The organism is Pseudomonas sp. NFACC14, assembly GCF_900106885.1.
GTDB classification, from domain to species: domain Bacteria; phylum Pseudomonadota; class Gammaproteobacteria; order Pseudomonadales; family Pseudomonadaceae; genus Aquipseudomonas; species Aquipseudomonas fluorescens_AA.
In genome coordinates, this window is record NZ_FNOA01000001.1 from 663953 (window position 1) to 681758 (window position 17806).

The 17806-nt window shown below is 61.7% G+C and carries 14 protein-coding genes; 6 read left to right on the forward strand and 8 right to left on the reverse strand.

What is annotated here, in order from left to right; translation table 11 throughout:
• Positions 1-9 precede the first annotated feature (9 nt).
• The 5 genes from BLU85_RS03155 to cobA all read left to right on the forward strand — a co-directional run bounded on the left by BLU85_RS03155 (position 10) and on the right by cobA (position 8356).
• Positions 10-1680: a bifunctional protein-serine/threonine kinase/phosphatase gene (locus BLU85_RS03155; RefSeq protein WP_092197518.1), complete on the forward strand. Its 1671-nt coding sequence runs from the start codon at positions 10-12 to the stop codon at positions 1678-1680.
• A 425-nt stretch (positions 1681-2105) separates the two neighbouring features.
• On the forward strand, positions 2106-4559 hold the full coding sequence (nirB, locus tag BLU85_RS03160; protein ID WP_092197520.1) for a nitrite reductase large subunit NirB: 2454 nt from the start codon (positions 2106-2108) through the stop codon (positions 4557-4559).
• A complete protein-coding gene (gene nirD / locus BLU85_RS03165) occupies positions 4556-4873 on the forward strand; it encodes a nitrite reductase small subunit NirD (RefSeq protein WP_018605256.1) in 318 nt (105 codons plus the stop codon). Before nirB ends, nirD begins: the two co-directional genes overlap by 4 nt.
• Entirely contained in the window at positions 4873-7590 is a 2718-nt protein-coding gene (locus BLU85_RS03170) for a nitrate reductase (RefSeq protein WP_092197522.1), read from the forward strand. Before nirD ends, BLU85_RS03170 begins: the two co-directional genes overlap by 1 nt.
• A gap of 10 nt (positions 7591-7600) precedes the next feature.
• The gene (cobA, locus tag BLU85_RS03175) at positions 7601-8356 is read left to right on the forward strand and encodes a uroporphyrinogen-III C-methyltransferase (protein WP_092197524.1); all 756 of its coding nucleotides are present in this window, start codon (positions 7601-7603) and stop codon (positions 8354-8356) included.
• Positions 8357-8571: 215 nt separating this feature from the next.
• On the opposite strand, the gene BLU85_RS03180 is transcribed toward cobA, so the two are convergent.
• The 8 genes from BLU85_RS03180 to ppsA all read right to left on the reverse strand — a co-directional run bounded on the left by BLU85_RS03180 (position 8572) and on the right by ppsA (position 16694).
• The gene (locus tag BLU85_RS03180; RefSeq protein WP_092166763.1) at positions 8572-9606 is read right to left on the reverse strand and encodes an OmpA family protein; all 1035 of its coding nucleotides are present in this window, start codon (positions 9604-9606) and stop codon (positions 8572-8574) included.
• Positions 9607-9713: 107 nt separating this feature from the next.
• Positions 9714-10304 (reverse strand): RNA polymerase sigma factor SigX, encoded by a 591-nt coding sequence (gene sigX / locus BLU85_RS03185; RefSeq protein WP_092197526.1) that lies wholly within the window; start codon positions 10302-10304, stop codon positions 9714-9716.
• A gap of 91 nt (positions 10305-10395) precedes the next feature.
• A complete protein-coding gene (locus tag BLU85_RS03190) occupies positions 10396-11220 on the reverse strand; it encodes a mechanosensitive ion channel family protein (RefSeq protein ID WP_003199523.1) in 825 nt (274 codons plus the stop codon).
• A gap of 2 nt (positions 11221-11222) precedes the next feature.
• Entirely contained in the window at positions 11223-11468 is a 246-nt protein-coding gene (locus tag BLU85_RS03195) for a hypothetical protein (RefSeq protein WP_014337331.1), read from the reverse strand.
• A 64-nt stretch (positions 11469-11532) separates the two neighbouring features.
• A complete protein-coding gene (locus tag BLU85_RS03200) occupies positions 11533-12528 on the reverse strand; it encodes a zinc transporter ZntB (protein ID WP_092197528.1) in 996 nt (331 codons plus the stop codon).
• 25 nt (positions 12529-12553) lie between these two features.
• Complete coding sequence (gene rraA, locus BLU85_RS03205) at positions 12554-13045, reverse strand: ribonuclease E activity regulator RraA (protein WP_092166765.1); 492 nt, start codon at positions 13043-13045, stop codon at positions 12554-12556.
• Positions 13046-13171: 126 nt separating this feature from the next.
• A complete protein-coding gene (locus BLU85_RS03210; protein WP_092197530.1) occupies positions 13172-14161 on the reverse strand; it encodes an alpha/beta fold hydrolase in 990 nt (329 codons plus the stop codon).
• A 157-nt stretch (positions 14162-14318) separates the two neighbouring features.
• Complete coding sequence (gene ppsA, locus BLU85_RS03215) at positions 14319-16694, reverse strand: phosphoenolpyruvate synthase (protein WP_092197532.1); 2376 nt, start codon at positions 16692-16694, stop codon at positions 14319-14321.
• Between the two features lie 184 nt (positions 16695-16878).
• On the opposite strand from ppsA, the gene BLU85_RS03225 reads away from it, so the two are divergent.
• Positions 16879-17697, forward strand: coding sequence for a posphoenolpyruvate synthetase regulatory kinase/phosphorylase PpsR (locus BLU85_RS03225; protein ID WP_072407939.1), 819 nt, complete (start codon positions 16879-16881; stop codon positions 17695-17697).
• The last annotated feature ends 109 nt before the right edge of the window (positions 17698-17806 follow it).

Sequence of the window (17806 nt, forward strand, 5' to 3'; positions counted from 1 at the left end):
CCTGCAACCATGAGCCTGCGATTGAGCTTCGCCGAAGCCAGCGCCATCGGCCCGCGGGAAGAAAACCAGGACGCCCTGCGCCTGGTCACCCCGGCGCCGGCCCTGGCCGCCAGCAAGGGTTACCTGTTCGCTATCGCCGACGGCGTGAGCCAATGCGCCGATGGCGGGCTGGCCGCCCGTTCGACCTTGCAGGCCCTGGCCCTGGACTACTACTCCACGCCGCAAACCTGGGGCGTGGCCCAGGCACTGGATCGATTGCTGCTGGCCCAGAATCGCTGGCTGCAGGCCAACGGTGGCGGGCAACCGTTGCTCACCACCGTCAGTGCCCTGGTCCTGCGGGGCCGACGCTTCACCCTCGCGCATGTCGGCGATTGCCGGGTCTACCGCTGGCACGCCGATCACCTGCAACGGGTCAGCGAAGACCACGTCTGGGAACAGCCGGGCATGCAACATGTGCTCAAGCGCGCCCTGGGCCTGGATCAGCACCTGATCCTCGACTTTCTCGACGGTGAACTGCGCCCCGACGAAACCTTCGTATTGCTCAGCGATGGTGTCTGGGCGGTCCTGGGGGACACGGCCATCGCCGGCATCCTGCGTGACCAGCCGGACCTGGACCTGGCCGCGCAGACGCTGGTCAACGCCGCGCACCTGGCCGGCAGCCAGGACAACGCCAGCGCCTTGTTGGTGCGGGTCGATGCGGTGGGCGAAGCCAGCATCGGCGATGCCCTGATCCAGTTGCAGCAATGGCCCCTGCCGCCTGCGCTGAAACCGGGCCAGGTCTTCGAGGGCTGGCAGATCGAAAGCCTGCTCGGCCACAGCCAGCAATCGTTGCTCTACCGGGTACATGACGGCCAAGGCCAACCCTGGCTGCTGAAAACCTTGCCCGTGCAGCTACGGGACGACAGCCGGGCCGGACAGGCCTTGCTCTCGGAAGAATGGTTTCTCAAGCGGGTCGCCGGGCGGCAGTTTCCCGAAGTCCATGGCGTTCCCCAGCGGCAGCATTTGTACTATGTGATGCGGGAATACCCGGGGGCGACCCTGGCCGAGCGGTTCAACCAGGGCGGGCCGCTGCCCCTGGCCCAATGGCTGGAGCTGGCGCAACGGCTGGTGCGGGCCGTGGGCCTGTTGCATCGAAGGCAGATCTACCACCGCGACATCAAGCCGGAAAACCTGCACCTGGGCGACGACGGGGAATTGCGCTTGCTGGACTTTGGGTTGGCATATTGCCCGGGCCTGTCCGAAGACCAGGCCAACGTGCTGCCCGGCACCCCCAGCTACATCGCCCCGGAAGCCTTCGGCGGCACCGCGCCCACGGCCCAACAGGATTTGTATGCCGTCGGCGTGACCTTGTATTTCCTGCTGACCGGGCATTATCCCTACGGCGAAATCGAAGCCTTCCAGCGCCCGCGCTTCGGTGTGCCGGTCAGTGCCAGCCGCTATCGGCCGGACCTGCCCGAATGGCTCGGGCAAAGCCTGGAACGCGCCGTCGCCGCAGACCCGGAACAACGCTTTGAAACCGCCGAGGAGTGGCTGTTGCTGCTGGAACAGGGCGAGCGCCGCAGCTTGAGCGTAAGGCCCAGGCCATTGCTGGAGCGCGAGCCGCTGAAGGTCTGGCGGACGTTGGCGCTGGTGTCGTTGGTGGTGAATGTTGTGCTGCTGTTTTTGGTGTTTCACAGCTGAGACCCGGTCGCGCCTATCGCGAGCAAGCTCGCTCCCACAGGTTGTGTGTCCACCACAGATCCAGTGTGGGAGCGAGCTTGCTCGCGATGGCGGCTTGCCTGTCACTACACATCTATCGCCCCACGCTCCATTACCGGGCAACCCGCTTTGATTCGGTGCAATAAATCGCTCTTCAACTCGACTCACCCGCCCGCCCTTCAACAAATCCGCGCCTTCCAGCCACTTGGCACAACCACTGCATAACCGCTCTCACCATACATAAAGCAACGCCTCCAACGATGAAGGCGGTGCTTCCCGAGAGAACGGGACCAGGACAAAGGCGTCCTCGCTAGCTTGCTAGCGGGACGCCTTTTTTTGTTTTCGTAAAAATTGCCGAGCCAGTCCGATCGCCGTGACGAAACGGGCCTGGCTTGCGGAGAACCCTGATGAAAAAACTCAAACTGGTGATGATCGGCAACGGCATGGCCGGGGTTCGAACCCTTGAGGAACTGCTCAAGCTGAGCAACGAGCTGTACGACATCACGGTGTTCGGCGCCGAGCCCCACACCAACTACAACCGCATCCTGCTCTCGCCGGTGCTGGCCGGTGAGCAGACGTTCGAAGAGATCGTGCTCAACGACCTGAGCTGGTACCTGGACAACGACATCAAGCTGCTGCTCAACCGCAAAGTGGTGGAGATCGACCGGGTCAAGCGTCGGGTCATCGCCGAAGACGGCAGCGAAGCCGAATACGATCGCCTGCTGATCGCCACCGGCTCCACCCCGTTCATCCTGCCGATTCCCGGCAACACCCTGGACGGCGTGATCGGCTACCGCGACATCGCCGACACCCAGGCGATGATCGACACCGCCAAGACCCACAAGCACGCCGTGGTCATCGGCGGCGGCCTGCTGGGCCTGGAAGCCGCCAATGGCTTGAAGTTGCGGGGCATGGACGTGACCGTGGTGCACCTGGGCGAATGGCTGCTGGAACGGCAACTGGACAAGACCAGCGGCCAACTGCTGCAAACCGCCCTGGAAAACCGTGGCCTGAAATTCCGCCTCAGCGAGCAGACCCAGGCCTTGCACGACGCCGGCAACGGCCGGGTCGGCTCGGTGCAGTTCAAGAACGGCGACATCATCCCCGCCGACCTGGTGGTGATGGCCGCCGGCATCCGCCCCAACACCGGACTGGCGGAAAAATCCGGCATCCCGTGCAACCGTGGGATCCTGGTCAACGACACGATGCAAACCTACGACCCGCGCATCTACGCCATCGGTGAATGCGCCAACCATCGCGGCACCGCCTACGGTTTGGTCGCACCGTTGTTCGAACAGGCCAAGGTCTGCGCCAACCACCTCGCCCAACTGGGCTTCGCCACTTACAAGGGCTCGGTCACGTCGACCAAGTTGAAAGTCACCGGCATCGACCTGTTCTCCGCCGGGGACTTCATGGGTGGCGAAGGCACCGAGACCATCACCCTTTCCGATCCCATCGGCGGCGTCTACAAAAAGCTGGTGATCAAGGACGACGTGCTGGTCGGTGCCTGCCTGTACGGCGATACCGCAGATGGCGGCTGGTACTTCCGCCAGATCCGTGAAAACCACGCCATCGGCGAAATCCGCGATCACCTGATGTTCGGCGAGAACGCTTTGGGCGATGTCGGCCACCAAGGCCAGGACAAAGCCATGAGCATGGCCGACAGTGCCGAAGTCTGCGGCTGCAACGGCGTGTGCAAGGGCACCATCGTCAAGGCGATCCAGGAACACGGGCTGTTCAGCGTCGATGACGTGAAAAAACACACCAAGGCCGCCAGCTCCTGCGGCTCCTGCGCCGGCCTGGTGGAGCAGATCCTGATCAATACCGTCGGCGGCGCGGCGGACGTCAAGCCGAAAAGCGAAAAAGCCATCTGCGGGTGCAGCGACCTCAACCACGGCCAGATCCGCCAGGCGATCCGCGACCAGCACCTGCTGACCATCGCCGGGACCATGAGCTACCTGAACTGGCGTACCCCGAACGGCTGCGCCACCTGCCGCCCGGCGCTGAACTACTACCTGATCTCCACCTGGCCCGGCGAAGCCCAGGATGACCCGCAGTCGCGCCTGATCAACGAGCGCGCCCACGCCAACATCCAGAAAGACGGCACCTACTCCGTGGTTCCGCGGATGTGGGGCGGCGTGACCAATCCCTCCGAGCTGCGGCGCATCGCCGACGTGGCCGACAAGTACAACGTGCCCATGGTCAAGGTCACCGGTGGCCAGCGCATCGATTTGCTGGGGATCAAGAAGCAGGACCTGCCCGGCGTCTGGAAAGACCTCGACATGCCGTCCGGCCACGCCTACGGCAAATCCATCCGCACCGTGAAGACTTGCGTGGGCAGCGAGTTCTGCCGCTTCGGCACGCAGAACTCGACCCAACTGGGCATCGAGCTGGAGCACGACCTGTTCAACATGTGGTCGCCCCACAAAGTGAAGCTGGCCGTTTCCGGCTGCCCACGCAACTGTTCGGAAGCCGGAATCAAGGACGTCGGCATCATTGGCGTCGACTCCGGCTGGGAGATGTACATCGGTGGCAACGGCGGGATCAAGACCGAGGTCGCCGAATTCTTCGTCAAGCTCAAGACCGCAGAGGAAGTGCGCGAATACAACGGCGCCTTCCTGCAGCTGTACCGCGAGGAAGCCTTCTACCTCGAACGCACTGTGCACTACATGCAGCGCGTTGGCATGGAGCACATCAAGAAGGCCGTGCTGGAAGACCCCGAGCGGCGCAAGGCCCTCCATGAACGCCTGAAGTTTTCCCTGTCGCTGGAGCAGGACCCTTGGAAGCAACGCCTGGAACAACCGCATTTGAAGAAAGAGTTCGAGGTCATCCCCGTGAGAAACCTGGAGGTGCCGGCATGAACTGGTTGGATATCTGCGCACTGGAAGAGATCAACATCTTGGGCTCGCGCATCATCAATGGCCCCAAAGGCGATATCGCGATTTTCCGCACCAGCGACGATGAAGTGTTCGCCCTCGATGACCGTTGCCCGCACAAGGGCGGTCCGTTGTCCCAAGGCTTGGTCTACGGCAAGCGCGTGGCCTGTCCGCTGCACAACTGGCAGATCGACCTGGAAAGCGGCCAGGCCCAAGCCCCCGACGTGGGCTGCGCCCATCATCATTCGGCCCGGGTCGAAAACGGCCGGGTGCAGTTGGCCCTGCGGGACGCAAGCTGATGAACCGCCAGATCACGGCCTCGACCTGCTGTTATTGCGGGGTCGGTTGCGGCGTGCTGATCGAGCATGACGACGAGCGCATCCTCGGCGTCAGCGGCGATCCCGCCCACCCGGCCAACTTCGGCAAACTGTGCAGCAAGGGTTCCACCCTGCACCTGACCGGCGACCTCGCCGCCCGCGCCCTGTACCCGGAGCTGCGCCTGGGCAAAGGCCTGGCACGGGCCCGCGCCGATTGGGACAGCGCCCTGGATCACGCCGCCAGTGTCTTCGCCGAGACCCTTGTCGAGCACGGCCCCGACAGCGTGGCGTTCTACATCTCCGGCCAGTTGCTGACCGAGGATTACTACGCCTTCAACAAACTCGCCAGGGCGTTGGTGGGCACCAACAACATCGACAGCAATTCCCGGCTGTGCATGTCCTCCGCCGTGGTGGGCTACAAGCGCAGCCTAGGCGCCGACGCCCCGCCCTGCAGCTATGAAGACCTGGAGCTGAGCGACTGTGTGATGATCGTCGGCAGTAACATGGCCTACGCCCATCCCATCCTCTTTCGCCGCCTCGAAGAGGCAAAATCCCGCCGACCGCAGATGAAAGTCATCGTCATCGATCCCCGGCGCACCGACACCTGCGACCTGGCGGACCTGCACCTGGCGATCCTGCCAGGCACCGATGTCGCCTTGTTCCATGGGATTTTGCACCTGCTGCTGTGGGAAGACTGGGTCAACCGCGACTTCATCAAGGCCCACACCGAAGGTTTGGCGGACCTGAAGAACCTGGTACGCGACTACACCCCGGCGATGGTTGCCCAGCTGTGCGGCATCAGCGTCGAACAACTGCACCAGTGCGCCGAATGGGTCGGCACCTCGCCAAGCTTCCTGTCGTTGTGGTGCATGGGCCTGAACCAGTCCACCGCCGGCAGCGCGAAAAACAGCGCACTGATCAACCTGCACCTGGCCACCGGGCAAATCGGCCGGCCGGGGGCGGGCCCCTTCTCGCTGACCGGCCAACCCAATGCCATGGGCGGACGGGAAACCGGCAGCCTGTCGAACCTGCTGCCGGGCCACCGCGAAGCGGCCAACCCGGAGCATCGCGCCGACGTCGCCCGTTACTGGGGGGTCGAGCAATTGCCCGCCACCACCGGCTTGAGCGCCATCGAGCTGTTCGAGCAGGTGCGCAGCGGCAAGATCAAGGCCTTGTGGATCGCCTGCACCAACCCGGCCCAGTCGATGCCGGACCAGACAGCGGTACGCGAGGCCCTGCAAGCCTGTCCGTTCGTGGTGTTGCAGGAAGCCTTCCGGACCACCGAAACCGCCGCCTTTGCCGACCTGCTGCTGCCGGCAGCCAGCTGGGGCGAGAAAGAAGGCTCGGTGACCAACTCCGAACGACGTATTTCCCACGTCCGTCGGGCCATCGGCGCACCGGGTGAAGCACGGCCGGACTGGGCAATCACAGTGGATTTCGCACAACGCCTGGAGAAACGTCTGCGCCCGGGCCAACCCAGCCTGTTCGCCTTCGACACCCCGGCCCAACTGTTCGATGAATACAAGCAGCTGACCCGTGGCCGCGACCTGGACTTGTCCGGCATCAGTCATGCCCTGATCGACCGGCTCGGCCCCCAGCAATGGCCCTTCCCGGATGGCGCCACGGTCGGGACGGCGCGCCTGTACGTGGACGGGATTTTCCCGACCGACAATGGCCGAGCGCGCTTCGTGGCCGATCCCTATCGCGCCGCCCAGGAACTGCGTGACGCCCGCTACCCATTGACCCTCAACACGGGCCGCTTGCGTGACCAGTGGCACGGCATGAGCCGTACCGGTACTGCCGCGCAGCTGTTTGGGCATGTGAACGAAGCCGTACTCAGCCTGCACCCCGATGAACTGCGGCGGCATCGCCTGCAAGCGGGCGACCTGGTCAGCCTCAAGAGCCGTCGCGGCAGCGTGATCGTGGCGGTGGACAGCGACGACAGCGTACGCCCCGGCCAAGCGTTCCTGCCCATGCACTGGGGGGATCGATTCCTAAAGGGCGGCGTGAATACCCTGACTCAACCGGCTTTCGACCCCTTGTCGAAACAACCGGAACTCAAGCACAGCGGCGTGCGCCTGGAGCCGGTGAACCTGCCTTGGCAACTTTTCGCCTTGATCGAAGGCGATGTTCAACAGCATCTGGAGGCGCTGCGCCCCCTGTGCGAGGCGTTTTCCTACGTCAGCCTGAGCCTGACCGGCCGTGAGCGTCCCGCGTTGCTGATTCGCGCTGCCAGCGCCGTCGCGCCCGAACCGCAACTGCTCCAGGCCATCGACGAGCAATTGGGCCTGATCGACGGGCCGGTGCTGGCCTATGACGACCCGCGTCGCGCCATCGGCAAACGGGTGCGCATCGAAAACGGCCACATCACCGCCATTCGCCTGGCCGGCGAAACCCTGGCTCGACACTGGCTGCAGAACCTGTGGCTGGAAGGCCGTGCCGATGAACAGCTGCGGCGCTGGCTGCTGGCGCCTTTGAGCGCGCCGCCGGGCAATGTCGGCGCCGCAACGGGTGGCAGCAAAACGCTGTGCAACTGCATGAACGTCAGCCAGCGTGCAATCTGCGCAGGCATTGAACGTGGCTTGGACTTGCAGGGGCTTAAACAGGAACTGGGCTGTGGCACGCAATGCGGTTCTTGCGTACCGGAAATCAAACGCCTGCTGGTTACCACTGCGCAACCGCTGGCGGCTATCTCGTGAGGAAAACACTATGAACGCAAAAGTCTGGCTGGTGGGTGCAGGTCCCGGTGACCCTGAATTGCTGACCCTCAAAGCCGTGCGCGCCTTGGGCGAGGCCGACGTGGTGTTGATCGACGACCTGGTCAATGCCGCGGTGCTGGAACACTGCCCCGCAGCGCGCATCATTGCCGTGGGCAAGCGCGGCGGCTGTCGTTCCACCCCCCAGGCCTTCATTCATCGGCTGATGCTGCGTTATGCCCGCCAGGGCAAATGCGTGGTGCGCCTCAAGGGCGGCGACCCGTGCATCTTCGGCCGCGGCGGCGAAGAGGCACAGTGGTTGCGCGAGCATGGCGTCGAGGTGGAGCTGGTCAACGGCATCACCGCCGGCCTCGCGGGAGCGACCCAGTGCGATATTCCACTGACCTTGCGCGGGATTGCCCGGGGCGTGACCCTCGTCACGGCCCACACCCAGGACGGTAGCCGCCTGAACTGGCAAGCCCTGGCCCAAAGCGGCACGACACTGGTGGTGTACATGGGCGTGGCGAAACTGAGCGAGATCCGTGAGCAGTTGCTGGCCGGTGGCCTGGCGGCGAACACGCCCGTGGCCATGATCGAAAACGCCTCCCTGCCCCACCAGCGTGATTGCCGCAGCGACCTGGCCTCGATGGAAGCCGATGCCAGCGCCTTCCAGCTCAAGAGCCCGGCGATCCTGGTGATTGGCGCGGTGGCCGGTGCTGCCGAACTCACCGCCTCACAGCCGGCGTGGGTTCAGGCTTCGGCGCTGTAACCAACAACACCCAACCCTATGTGAAAGCGAGCTTGCTCGCGATAGCGTCGGATCAGCAGCATCCATACTGGCTGACACACCGCTATCGCGAGCAAGCTCGCTCCCACAGGTTTTGTGTTTAACCAACTGTTTTGCGGCAACGCCCCCTCATTTTCATAAATCGCAGGCAAAGAAAAGCCCGGCCTGGGCCGGGCTTTTCCAAAGCTGTGGGCTAATTACTTAGCTTGAGCTTCAACCTGCGCTTCTACGCGACGGTTAACTGCACGACCAGCTTCAGTGGCGTTGTCGGCAACTGGGCGGGTTTCGCCGTAGCCAACAGACTGAACGCGGGACGATTCAACACCGTACTGGTTGGTCAGAACTTGCTTGACGGCGTTTGCACGACGCTCAGACAGTTTCTGGTTGTAAGCGTCAGGACCGACGGAGTCAGTATGACCTTCAACAGTAGTGGTGGTGGATGGGTACTGCTTCATGAAGTCAGCCAGGTTCTTGATGTCGCCGTAGCTGTTAGGCTTGACGACCGACTTGTCGAAGTCGAACTTGACGTCCAGCTCAACACGAACGACTTCGGCAACTGCTGGGCAGCCATCAGCGTCAACGGTTACGTTGGCTGGGGTGTCAGGGCACTTGTCGACGTTGTCGCACACGCCGTCGTTGTCGCTGTCGGAGCAGACTTCAGCCGGAGCTGGAACTGGAGCAGCAGCAGGCTTGGAGCCGCCACCGAAGTTCACACCGATACCGACGCTTGGCGCCCACTCGGTGTCGCCCTGGTCGATGTTGTACTGAGCTTCAACGCCGGCACGGGCGTAGAAGTTCTCGGTGAAATACAGCTTGGCGCCGCCACCAACGTTGGCGAAGGTAGAACGGTTACGACCGTTGCTGCCATTCTGGTCGATGCTCTGGTCGGAGAAACCGGCCGAAACGTAAGGACGCAGCATGTCGCCTGGGTTGTTGAAGTGGTACAGGGCGTCCAGAGCGGTGTTGGCGCCCTTGACGTTAGTGCCGTCGTCGGTACGTGCGTTGTGCACTTCGTCGTAGGCCAGACGCAGTTCAACGTCGTCGGTCAGAAAGTAACCAACCGAACCGCCGAACAGGTTGCCGTTGTTCTTGAAGTTACGAGCGCTGTCGAATTGTTCTTTCTTGGCGAAGCCTTCGATTTCAACTGCGCCTTGGCCTTGTGCCAGAGCGCCGAACGAAGTGGCAGCAATCAAAGAACCAATGGCAAAGCCCAAGGTGTTTTTCAGTTTCATCCGTTAAATCCCCATCTGGTGATTGTGAAGCAGTCCCGCAAACCGGGGGACAACTCGGCGGCAAGTCTATCAGAACTTGCCTACGCGTAAGAGATATTTGCGCCGAACTAAGTTTCAGCAATGCCCGCAAATTTCTCACGCAATTTGTCAAGAGCGCGCTTGTAACGCATTTTTGTCGCGCTCAAACCCATGTGCATTATGTCTGCGATCTCCTGGAATTCCAGCTCTGCGACAAATCGTAGCACCAGAATTTCCCGATCGATCGGGTTTACATGGACCAGCCAGCGATCGAGCCCACCCTTTTCCTCGGGCTTGGGCGCCTTATCTTCCGACGCTTCCTCGAGAGGGTCCAGGCTCAACGCGTCCATCAAGCGACGCTTTCGCCGTTCCTTGCGATACTGCGTGATGCATTCGTTGTACGTGATGCTGTAGAGCCAGGTCTTGAACTTCGATTTCCCCTCGAAGTTCTTCAGGCCATACAGCACCTTCAACATCACCTCCTGACAGACATCGTCAGCATCACGATCGTTCCCGAGATAACGCGCACAAACGTTAAATAAAGTTCTCTGGTAGCGACGCATCAACTCTTCATAGGCGCGCGTTACGTGGAACAGCTCCGTATGCGCGCGCGCAACCAACTCCTCATCGGAGAGATCACGGGGGTCGTAGCGCGTGGATAGCGATTGGGGTTTGTTCAAAACAAGTCGGGCCGACAGTCTAGGTCAATGTGCGCCGCAGCCTGTGCTAGCAGGCATTTCGCGGCGGCATACATTAGCAGGGTTTGCCGGGTTAGCGGCTACTCACATGCTGTTCCAGCAGGATCCGATTGGAAAGCGACACCAACTCGCCCTCCTCGGTCAGCAATGTGGTTTTCACCGTGCCGATCTCCTCGATCTGGCCTTCGACCTCGCCAACACGCACTTGTTGCCCAACCTCATACAATTCACGCACATAGATTCCCGCAAGAATCTGACCGGCGATTTCCCGGCTTCCCAATCCCATTGCCAGCGCAACCGCCAGACCAACGGTAATCAATACGATCACGATCACGTGGTTGAGCAGGTCGGTCTTGACCTCCAACTGGCTGATCGCCACCGAAATACTGATGATAATCACCAGGCCCTGGGCGATACGCCCCACGCCAGCGGCATAGTCCAGCCCGACGCCTTCGGCCGCACCGCGTACCAGCCCATTGGCCAGTTGTGCCAGCAGGACACCCACCAGCAACACCAGCGCGGCACCAAAAACCTTCGGCAAATACAATGCAAGCATATCGAGCGTAGCTGAAACTCGCTCAAGGCCAAGGGATTCCGCTGCGGAAACCAAAAAAATCAGCAAGACGAACCAATAGACGATCTTGCCGACCAGGGTCGAGATCGGCACCTGAATGCCGCCACGGGACAGCAACTTGGTCAGACCGGTGCCGCCCATCAGGCGATCGAGACCCAGCTTGGCGAGCAACTTGGACAGCAACGTATCCAGCAGCTTGGCCACGACAAAACCCAGCAACAACACCACCAGCGCCCCGAAGAGGTTCGGGATGAAGTTGGCTACCTTGGTCCACAACGCAGTCATTGCCGTGACGAGGCTCTGGGTCCAGAGATCAAGTTCCATATTCAATCAGCCTTATCAGCGGTGCGAGTAACAGGTTTACGACGGGAAACCGGCGAGACATGGGCCGATCCGTTATTCAGGGCGATCATCAGCGCGGGCAACCAGCGGCCCAGCAGGCTGAACAGATCGCCCGCGCCGACCTGGCGGTTGGCGGTTTTCAGTACACGTCCCAGGCATGCATCGTCGTCCCGGCTGGACGGCGAAGCCTTGAGCATGTCGCGCAAAGACTGTTCAAACGGATCGTGCATACGCACCTCTCGTGATGTCTGTGGAAGACGCGATCAAATTTCGTCGGGTCACATGAAACCCCTGTCATACCCAGCGCAAACGACGGAACAACCACCACTGTCCCAGTGCCACGCAGATCATCAACAGGCACGCGAACATGAAACCGTAGGGGCTTGCGGAAAACGGAATGCCGCCGACGTTGATACCCAAAAGGCCGGTGAGAAAACTCATTGGCAGGAAAATCCCGGTGACGATGCCGAAGCGGTACATGGTGCGGTTCATGCGCACCGAAAGGCGCCGGTCTTCGGCCTCCAGCACAAGCCCCACGCGCTCTCGAGTCAGTTCCAGCTCCTCGAGGTAACGGGTCAGGCTGTTGTTCAATTCGTTCCAATAGTCGCCGTCGTCATCGAAAAACCAGGGCAGCTTGAGCCGCGTCATCTGGCCGAAAATGTCCCGCTGTGGCGCCAGGAATCGCTTGAGTCCGGCGGCCCTTCGACGGATGTGCAAAATGGCGTCGTGCTCGGGAGTATACCGTTCGTCGGTATCAAGCTTTTCTTCCTCCCCGTCGACGATTTCGGACAGGCAAGTGACCAGGTCCTGCACCTTGTTGGTGAGGTATTGCGCCATATAAAGGATGAGTTCAGAGGCCGTTTTCGGCCCCTTGCCCTCGGCCAGTTGCGCCAACAGTTCATCGGTGGCGCGCAACGGACGCAGGCGCAGGGAGATCACCCGCTGGGCGGACGCGAAGATCCGTACCGACACCATGTCTTCCGGCTCGGCACCCGGGTTGAGGTTGATCCCCCGCAGGAACAGCAGCAGTTCAGCATTGGGCAACGGCAACAAGCGCGGCCGGGTGTTCTCTTCGAGCAGCAGGTCGCAGTTGAATTCGCTCAGGCCGCTGGATTTGCGCAGCCAGGTGTGGGTTTGCGGATGACTGCGATCCCAGTGCAGCCACAGGCTTTCGTGGGCCTGCAACTGCAAATCGTCGAGTTCGGTCCGGGCTATGGAACGCGCGCCGCCTTTACCGTCCAGCACCAGGGCATGCACCAGCCCCCATTGCGCGTTTTCTTCCTCGAACATCCTCATCCCTTATGGCTGTGGCGCTTCATTCAGGCATTTTCAGCGGGCTTGGCGAAACGATCACGCCGTTGTTGTCGGCATAGACATACTCGCCCGGACGGAACGTCACACCGGCAAAAGTCACCGCCACATTGAGATCGCCGATACCGCGCTTGTCGGTCTTCATTGGATGGCTAGCCAGGGCCTGGACGCCGAGGTCGGTCTGGGCGATGACGTCGACGTCGCGGATGCAACCGTAGATCACCAGCCCTTCCCAGCCATTTTTCGCGGCTTTTTCCGCCAACATGTCCCCCAGCAGTGCCCGGCGCAGGGAACCGCCGCCGTCGACCACCAGCACCTTGCCATTGCCCTTGAGTTCAACCTGCTCCTTGACCCGCGAGTTGTCCTCGAAGCACTTGATGGTCACGATTTCACCGCCGAAGGAATCGCGGCCACCGAAATTGCTGAACATCGGTTCCAACACCTGCACCAGTTCCGGGTAGGCGTCGCACAGGTCGGGCGTGAGGTAATGGTTCATCGAACAACTCCTGAAAGGCTGGAACGTCAGACTGAATGAGCAACCGTTTGTGACTGGAACTGCTTGAAGCGTCATATCTTAGCCGCAAGCCGACCGGAGCGAAATGCCCTTGTCAGAGCCTTCGCCTCAAACCGCCTCGGCCAACTGGGGCTGTCCTGCCAGCAGGGGGGCCTGTTGATCCTCGAGCCAACGCGCCACCAACGGCCAGACCTCAAGGTGAGCGGCCTTGCTGACCAGCATCTCCACATGACCGAAATCGTCTGTGAAACCCTGTCCCCGGCCCAGGCAGACAAACTGCTTGTGCACCGAGCCGATCTGATCGAAAAGCTTGCGGCAAGCCCAGGTCGGGTCCTGGTGATCGCCCGCGGCACTCACCGCCAGCACAGGCAACCGGACATCGGCCAACCCGGCCCACCAGTTCTTCTCGGCATCGCCGAAACGTCCGAACAAACCGTACCAACGCATGCTTTCCAAGGCCAGGCCGATGGGCTCGTCCTCGGGGCCGCGCTTGAGCCTTGAGCCGGACAGTTGGGCAAATCGTTTGAGAATGAAGCGGCCACTCCATTCCACCGGAGGGATCTTCAGTGGCCAGTAGGTGCGGCTGACCTGGGTGCCGAAAAATGCCGCCGACGCCACGGCAGGCTCGCCCAGGTAGTGGCCGCCCAAGGCTGCCGCCAGGGTGATGCCCCCCAGGGAGTGGCCGATCCAGTGGGGCACTTGCCCGCTCTGCTCGCGCACGAAGGCGCCAATGGCCGGCAAGTCGTAGCGGGCGTAGTCGGCCACCCGATTGTGGCGATAGCCCTGGTTGCGCTGGGAAAGCCCATGGCCGCGCATCTCGGGAATCCACACGTCGAATCCCAGGCGTGCAAGGTACGCCCCCAGGCCCAGGCCCTTGGGTGAATACCAGAAACGCCGATTGGAGAAACTGCCGTGCAACAGGATCACCGGGACGCCACGGGTGTCACCCGCGTCGGCCATACCCAGCCGGGTGACGGCCAGTTCGACACTGGCATCCGGGCTGTTGCCGGGCTTCAAGCGATAGACATCTTCGCTCAGATCACCGCGCCGCTCGGCGCTGATCAGGGCGACAGGAAAAAGGTTGCTGCTGCTTTGCATAATCTTCTTGCACAAAAAAAGACGACTGTGGGAGCGAGCTTGCTCGCGATTGCGATGGATCAGCAAAATAATCTTGGCTGACACGCCGCTATCGCAAGCAAGCTCGCTCCCACAAAGGTTACCCGGCTTACATTACCGGTGAGGCCCCTTCACTCGATCAGACCGCCGCCTGACCCTCGGCCAGGAAGAACCAGGTTTCCAGCACGGAGTCGGGGTTCAACGAAACGCTTTCGATGCCCTGCTCCATCAGCCACTTGGCCAGGTCCGGGTGATCCGAAGGACCCTGGCCGCAGATGCCGATGTACTTGCCAGCCTTGTTGCAGGCGGCGATGGCATTGGCCAGCAGCTTCTTGACCGCCGGGTTCCGCTCGTCGAACAGGTGGGCGATGATCCCGGAATCGCGGTCCAGGCCCAGGGTCAGTTGGGTCAGGTCGTTGGAACCGATGGAGAAACCGTCGAAGAACTCGAGGAACTCTTCAGCCAGGATGGCGTTGGACGGCAGTTCGCACATCATGATCACGCGCAGGCCATTGTCACCACGGGCCAGGCCGTTTTCCGCCAGCAGGTCGACGACCTGGCTCGCTTCGCCCAGGGTCCGCACGAACGGCACCATGATCTCGACGTTGGTCAGGCCCATCTCGTTGCGCACGCGCTTGAGGGCGCGGCACTCGAGTTCGAAGCAGTCGCGGAACGATTCGCTGATGTAGCGCGACGCACCGCGGAAGCCCAGCATCGGGTTCTCTTCTTCCGGCTCGTAGAGCTTGCCGCCGATCAGGTTGGCGTATTCGTTGGACTTGAAGTCCGACAGGCGCACGATGACCTTTTTCGGCCAGAACGCCGCCGCCAGGGTGCTGATGCCTTCCACCAGCTTCTCGACGTAGAAACCGACCGGATCGTCGTAGCCGGCAATGCGCTTGTCGACGCTGTCCTTGATTTCCTGGGGCAGGCCGTCGTAGTTCAGCAGTGCCTTGGGGTGCACGCCGATCATGCGGTTGATGATGAACTCCAGGCGGGCCAGGCCCACACCGGCGTTCGGCAACTGTGCGAAGTCGAAGGCGCGGTCCGGGTTGCCGACGTTCATCATGATCTTGAACGGCAGCTCCGGCATGGCGTCCACGGAGTTCTTCTTGATGTCGAAGCCCAGTTCGCCTTCGAAGATGTAGCCGGTGTCGCCTTCGGCGCAGGAAACGGTCACGCCCTGGCCGTCCTTGAGCAGTTGGGTGGCGTTGCCGCAACCGACCACTGCCGGGATCCCCAGTTCACGGGCAATGATCGCCGCGTGGCAGGTACGCCCGCCGCGGTTGGTGACGATGGCGCTGGCGCGCTTCATCACCGGTTCCCAGTCCGGGTCGGTCATGTCGGAGACCAGTACGTCGCCGGCCTGGACCTTGTCCATCTCCGAGACGTCCTTGATGATCCGCACCTTGCCCGCGCCGATGCGCTGGCCAATGGCCCGGCCTTCCACCAGCACGGTACCGGTTTCCTTGAGCAGGTAGCGCTCCATGACGTTGGCCTGGGTGCGGCTTTTCACGGTTTCCGGACGGGCCTGCACGATATACAGCTTGCCGTCGTCACCGTCCTTGGCCCACTCGATGTCCATCGGGCACTTGTAGTGCTGCTCGATGATCATCGCCTGCTTGGCCAGCTCGCTGACTTCGGCGTCGGTCAGGCAGAAACGCGCGCGCTCGGCCTTGTCCACCTCGACGGTCTTCACCGAGCGACCGGCCTTGGCTTCGTCGCCGTAGATCATCTTGATGGCCTTGCTGCCCAGGTTGCGGCGCAGGATGGCCGGACGACCGGCTTGCAGCGTGCCCTTGTGAACGTAGAACTCATCCGGGTTCACTGCGCCCTGCACGACGGTTTCACCCAGGCCATAGGCGCCGGTGATGAACACCACGTCACGGAAGCCAGACTCGGTGTCGAGGGTGAACATCACGCCGGCGGTGCCGGTTTCGGAGCGGACCATGCGCTGCACACCGGCGGACAGGGCGACCAGCTTGTGGTCGAAGCCCTGGTGCACGCGGTAGGAAATGGCACGGTCGTTGAAAAGGGAGGCGAAAACTTCCTTGGCGGCACGAATGACGTTTTCCACGCCACGGATGTTCAGGAAGGTTTCCTGCTGGCCGGCGAAGGAGGCATCCGGCAGGTCTTCGGCGGTGGCCGAGGAACGCACGGCGACGGCGATATCGGGATTGCCTTCGGACAGCTTGGCGAAAGCGGTGCGGATCTCGGCGTTCAGTTTCTCGGGGAACTCGGCTTCCATGATCCATTGGCGGATCTGGGCACCGGTCTTGGCCAGGGCATTGACGTCATCGACGTCCAGGGCATCGAGCGCATCGTGGATCTGCTTGTTCAGACCACTCAGTTCCAGGAAATCACGATAAGCCTGGGCGGTCGTGGCGAAGCCACCTGGCACCGATACGCCGGCACCGGCGAGGTTGCTGATCATCTCGCCCAGGGATGCGTTCTTGCCCCCCACATGCTCCACATCATGGACGCCGAGCTTATCGAGGGAAACTACGTACTCTACCAAGGTGATCTCTCCACTGACTGTGTTGGAAAAGCTCAAGGCACCGGCGGCTCCAGGGGAGCGCTCGCCGGCGATATGGCCTGGACCTGGAAAATAAGTGAGAATGCGGGCCACTGGCGGCCGGCAAATCGCGCCTATCATATCCAAGAATCGTCACTAGCTCACTAGCTTAAGGCCCAAGGCGCAAATGAAACGATCTGCTTTCTTTATCTCCGACGGCACCGGCATCACGGCCGAGACGCTAGGCCAAAGCCTGTTGGCACAGTTCGAAAACATTACCTTCGCCAAGATGACACGTCCGTACATAGACAGCGTCGACAAGGCGCGGGCCATGGTACAGCAAATCAATAAAGCCGCCGAAACCGACGGTTTTCGCCCGATCATCTTCGATACCATCGTCAATCAGGACATCCGTGAGATTCTCGCAACGTCCAATGGTTTCATGATCGACATTTTTTCCACCTTCCTGGCGCCCCTGGAACAGGAACTGAGCGAGCACTCTTCCTACTCGGTCGGCAAGTCCCATTCCATTGGCCACAACTCCAACTACATGGAGCGGATCGAGGCGGTCAACTTCGCGCTGGACAACGATGACGGCGCCCGCACGCATTATTACGACAAGGCCGACCTGATCCTAGTGGGCGTGTCGCGTTGTGGTAAGACTCCGACGTGCCTGTACATGGCGATGCAATTCGGCATCCGCGCGGCCAACTATCCGCTGACCGAAGACGACATGGAGCGCCTGCAACTGCCCAGCGCCCTGCGCGCCCACCAGCACAAGCTGTTCGGCCTGACCATCGACCCGGACCGCCTCACGGCGATCCGCAACGAGCGCAAGCCCAACAGTCGTTATTCAAGCTATGCCCAGTGCGAGTTCGAAGTGCGCGAGGTGGAAAACCTGTTCCGGCGCGAGAACATTCCCCATATCAACTCCACGCATTTTTCCGTGGAAGAGATTTCGGCGAAGATCCTGGTGGAGAAAGGGGTGGAGCGGCGGTTCAAGTGAACCCGCAACAACACAAAACCCTGTGGGAGCGAGCCTGCTCGCGATAGCGGAGTGTCATGACCCACCGCTATCGCGAGCAGGCTCGCTCCCACAAGGGATTTGTAGTGCT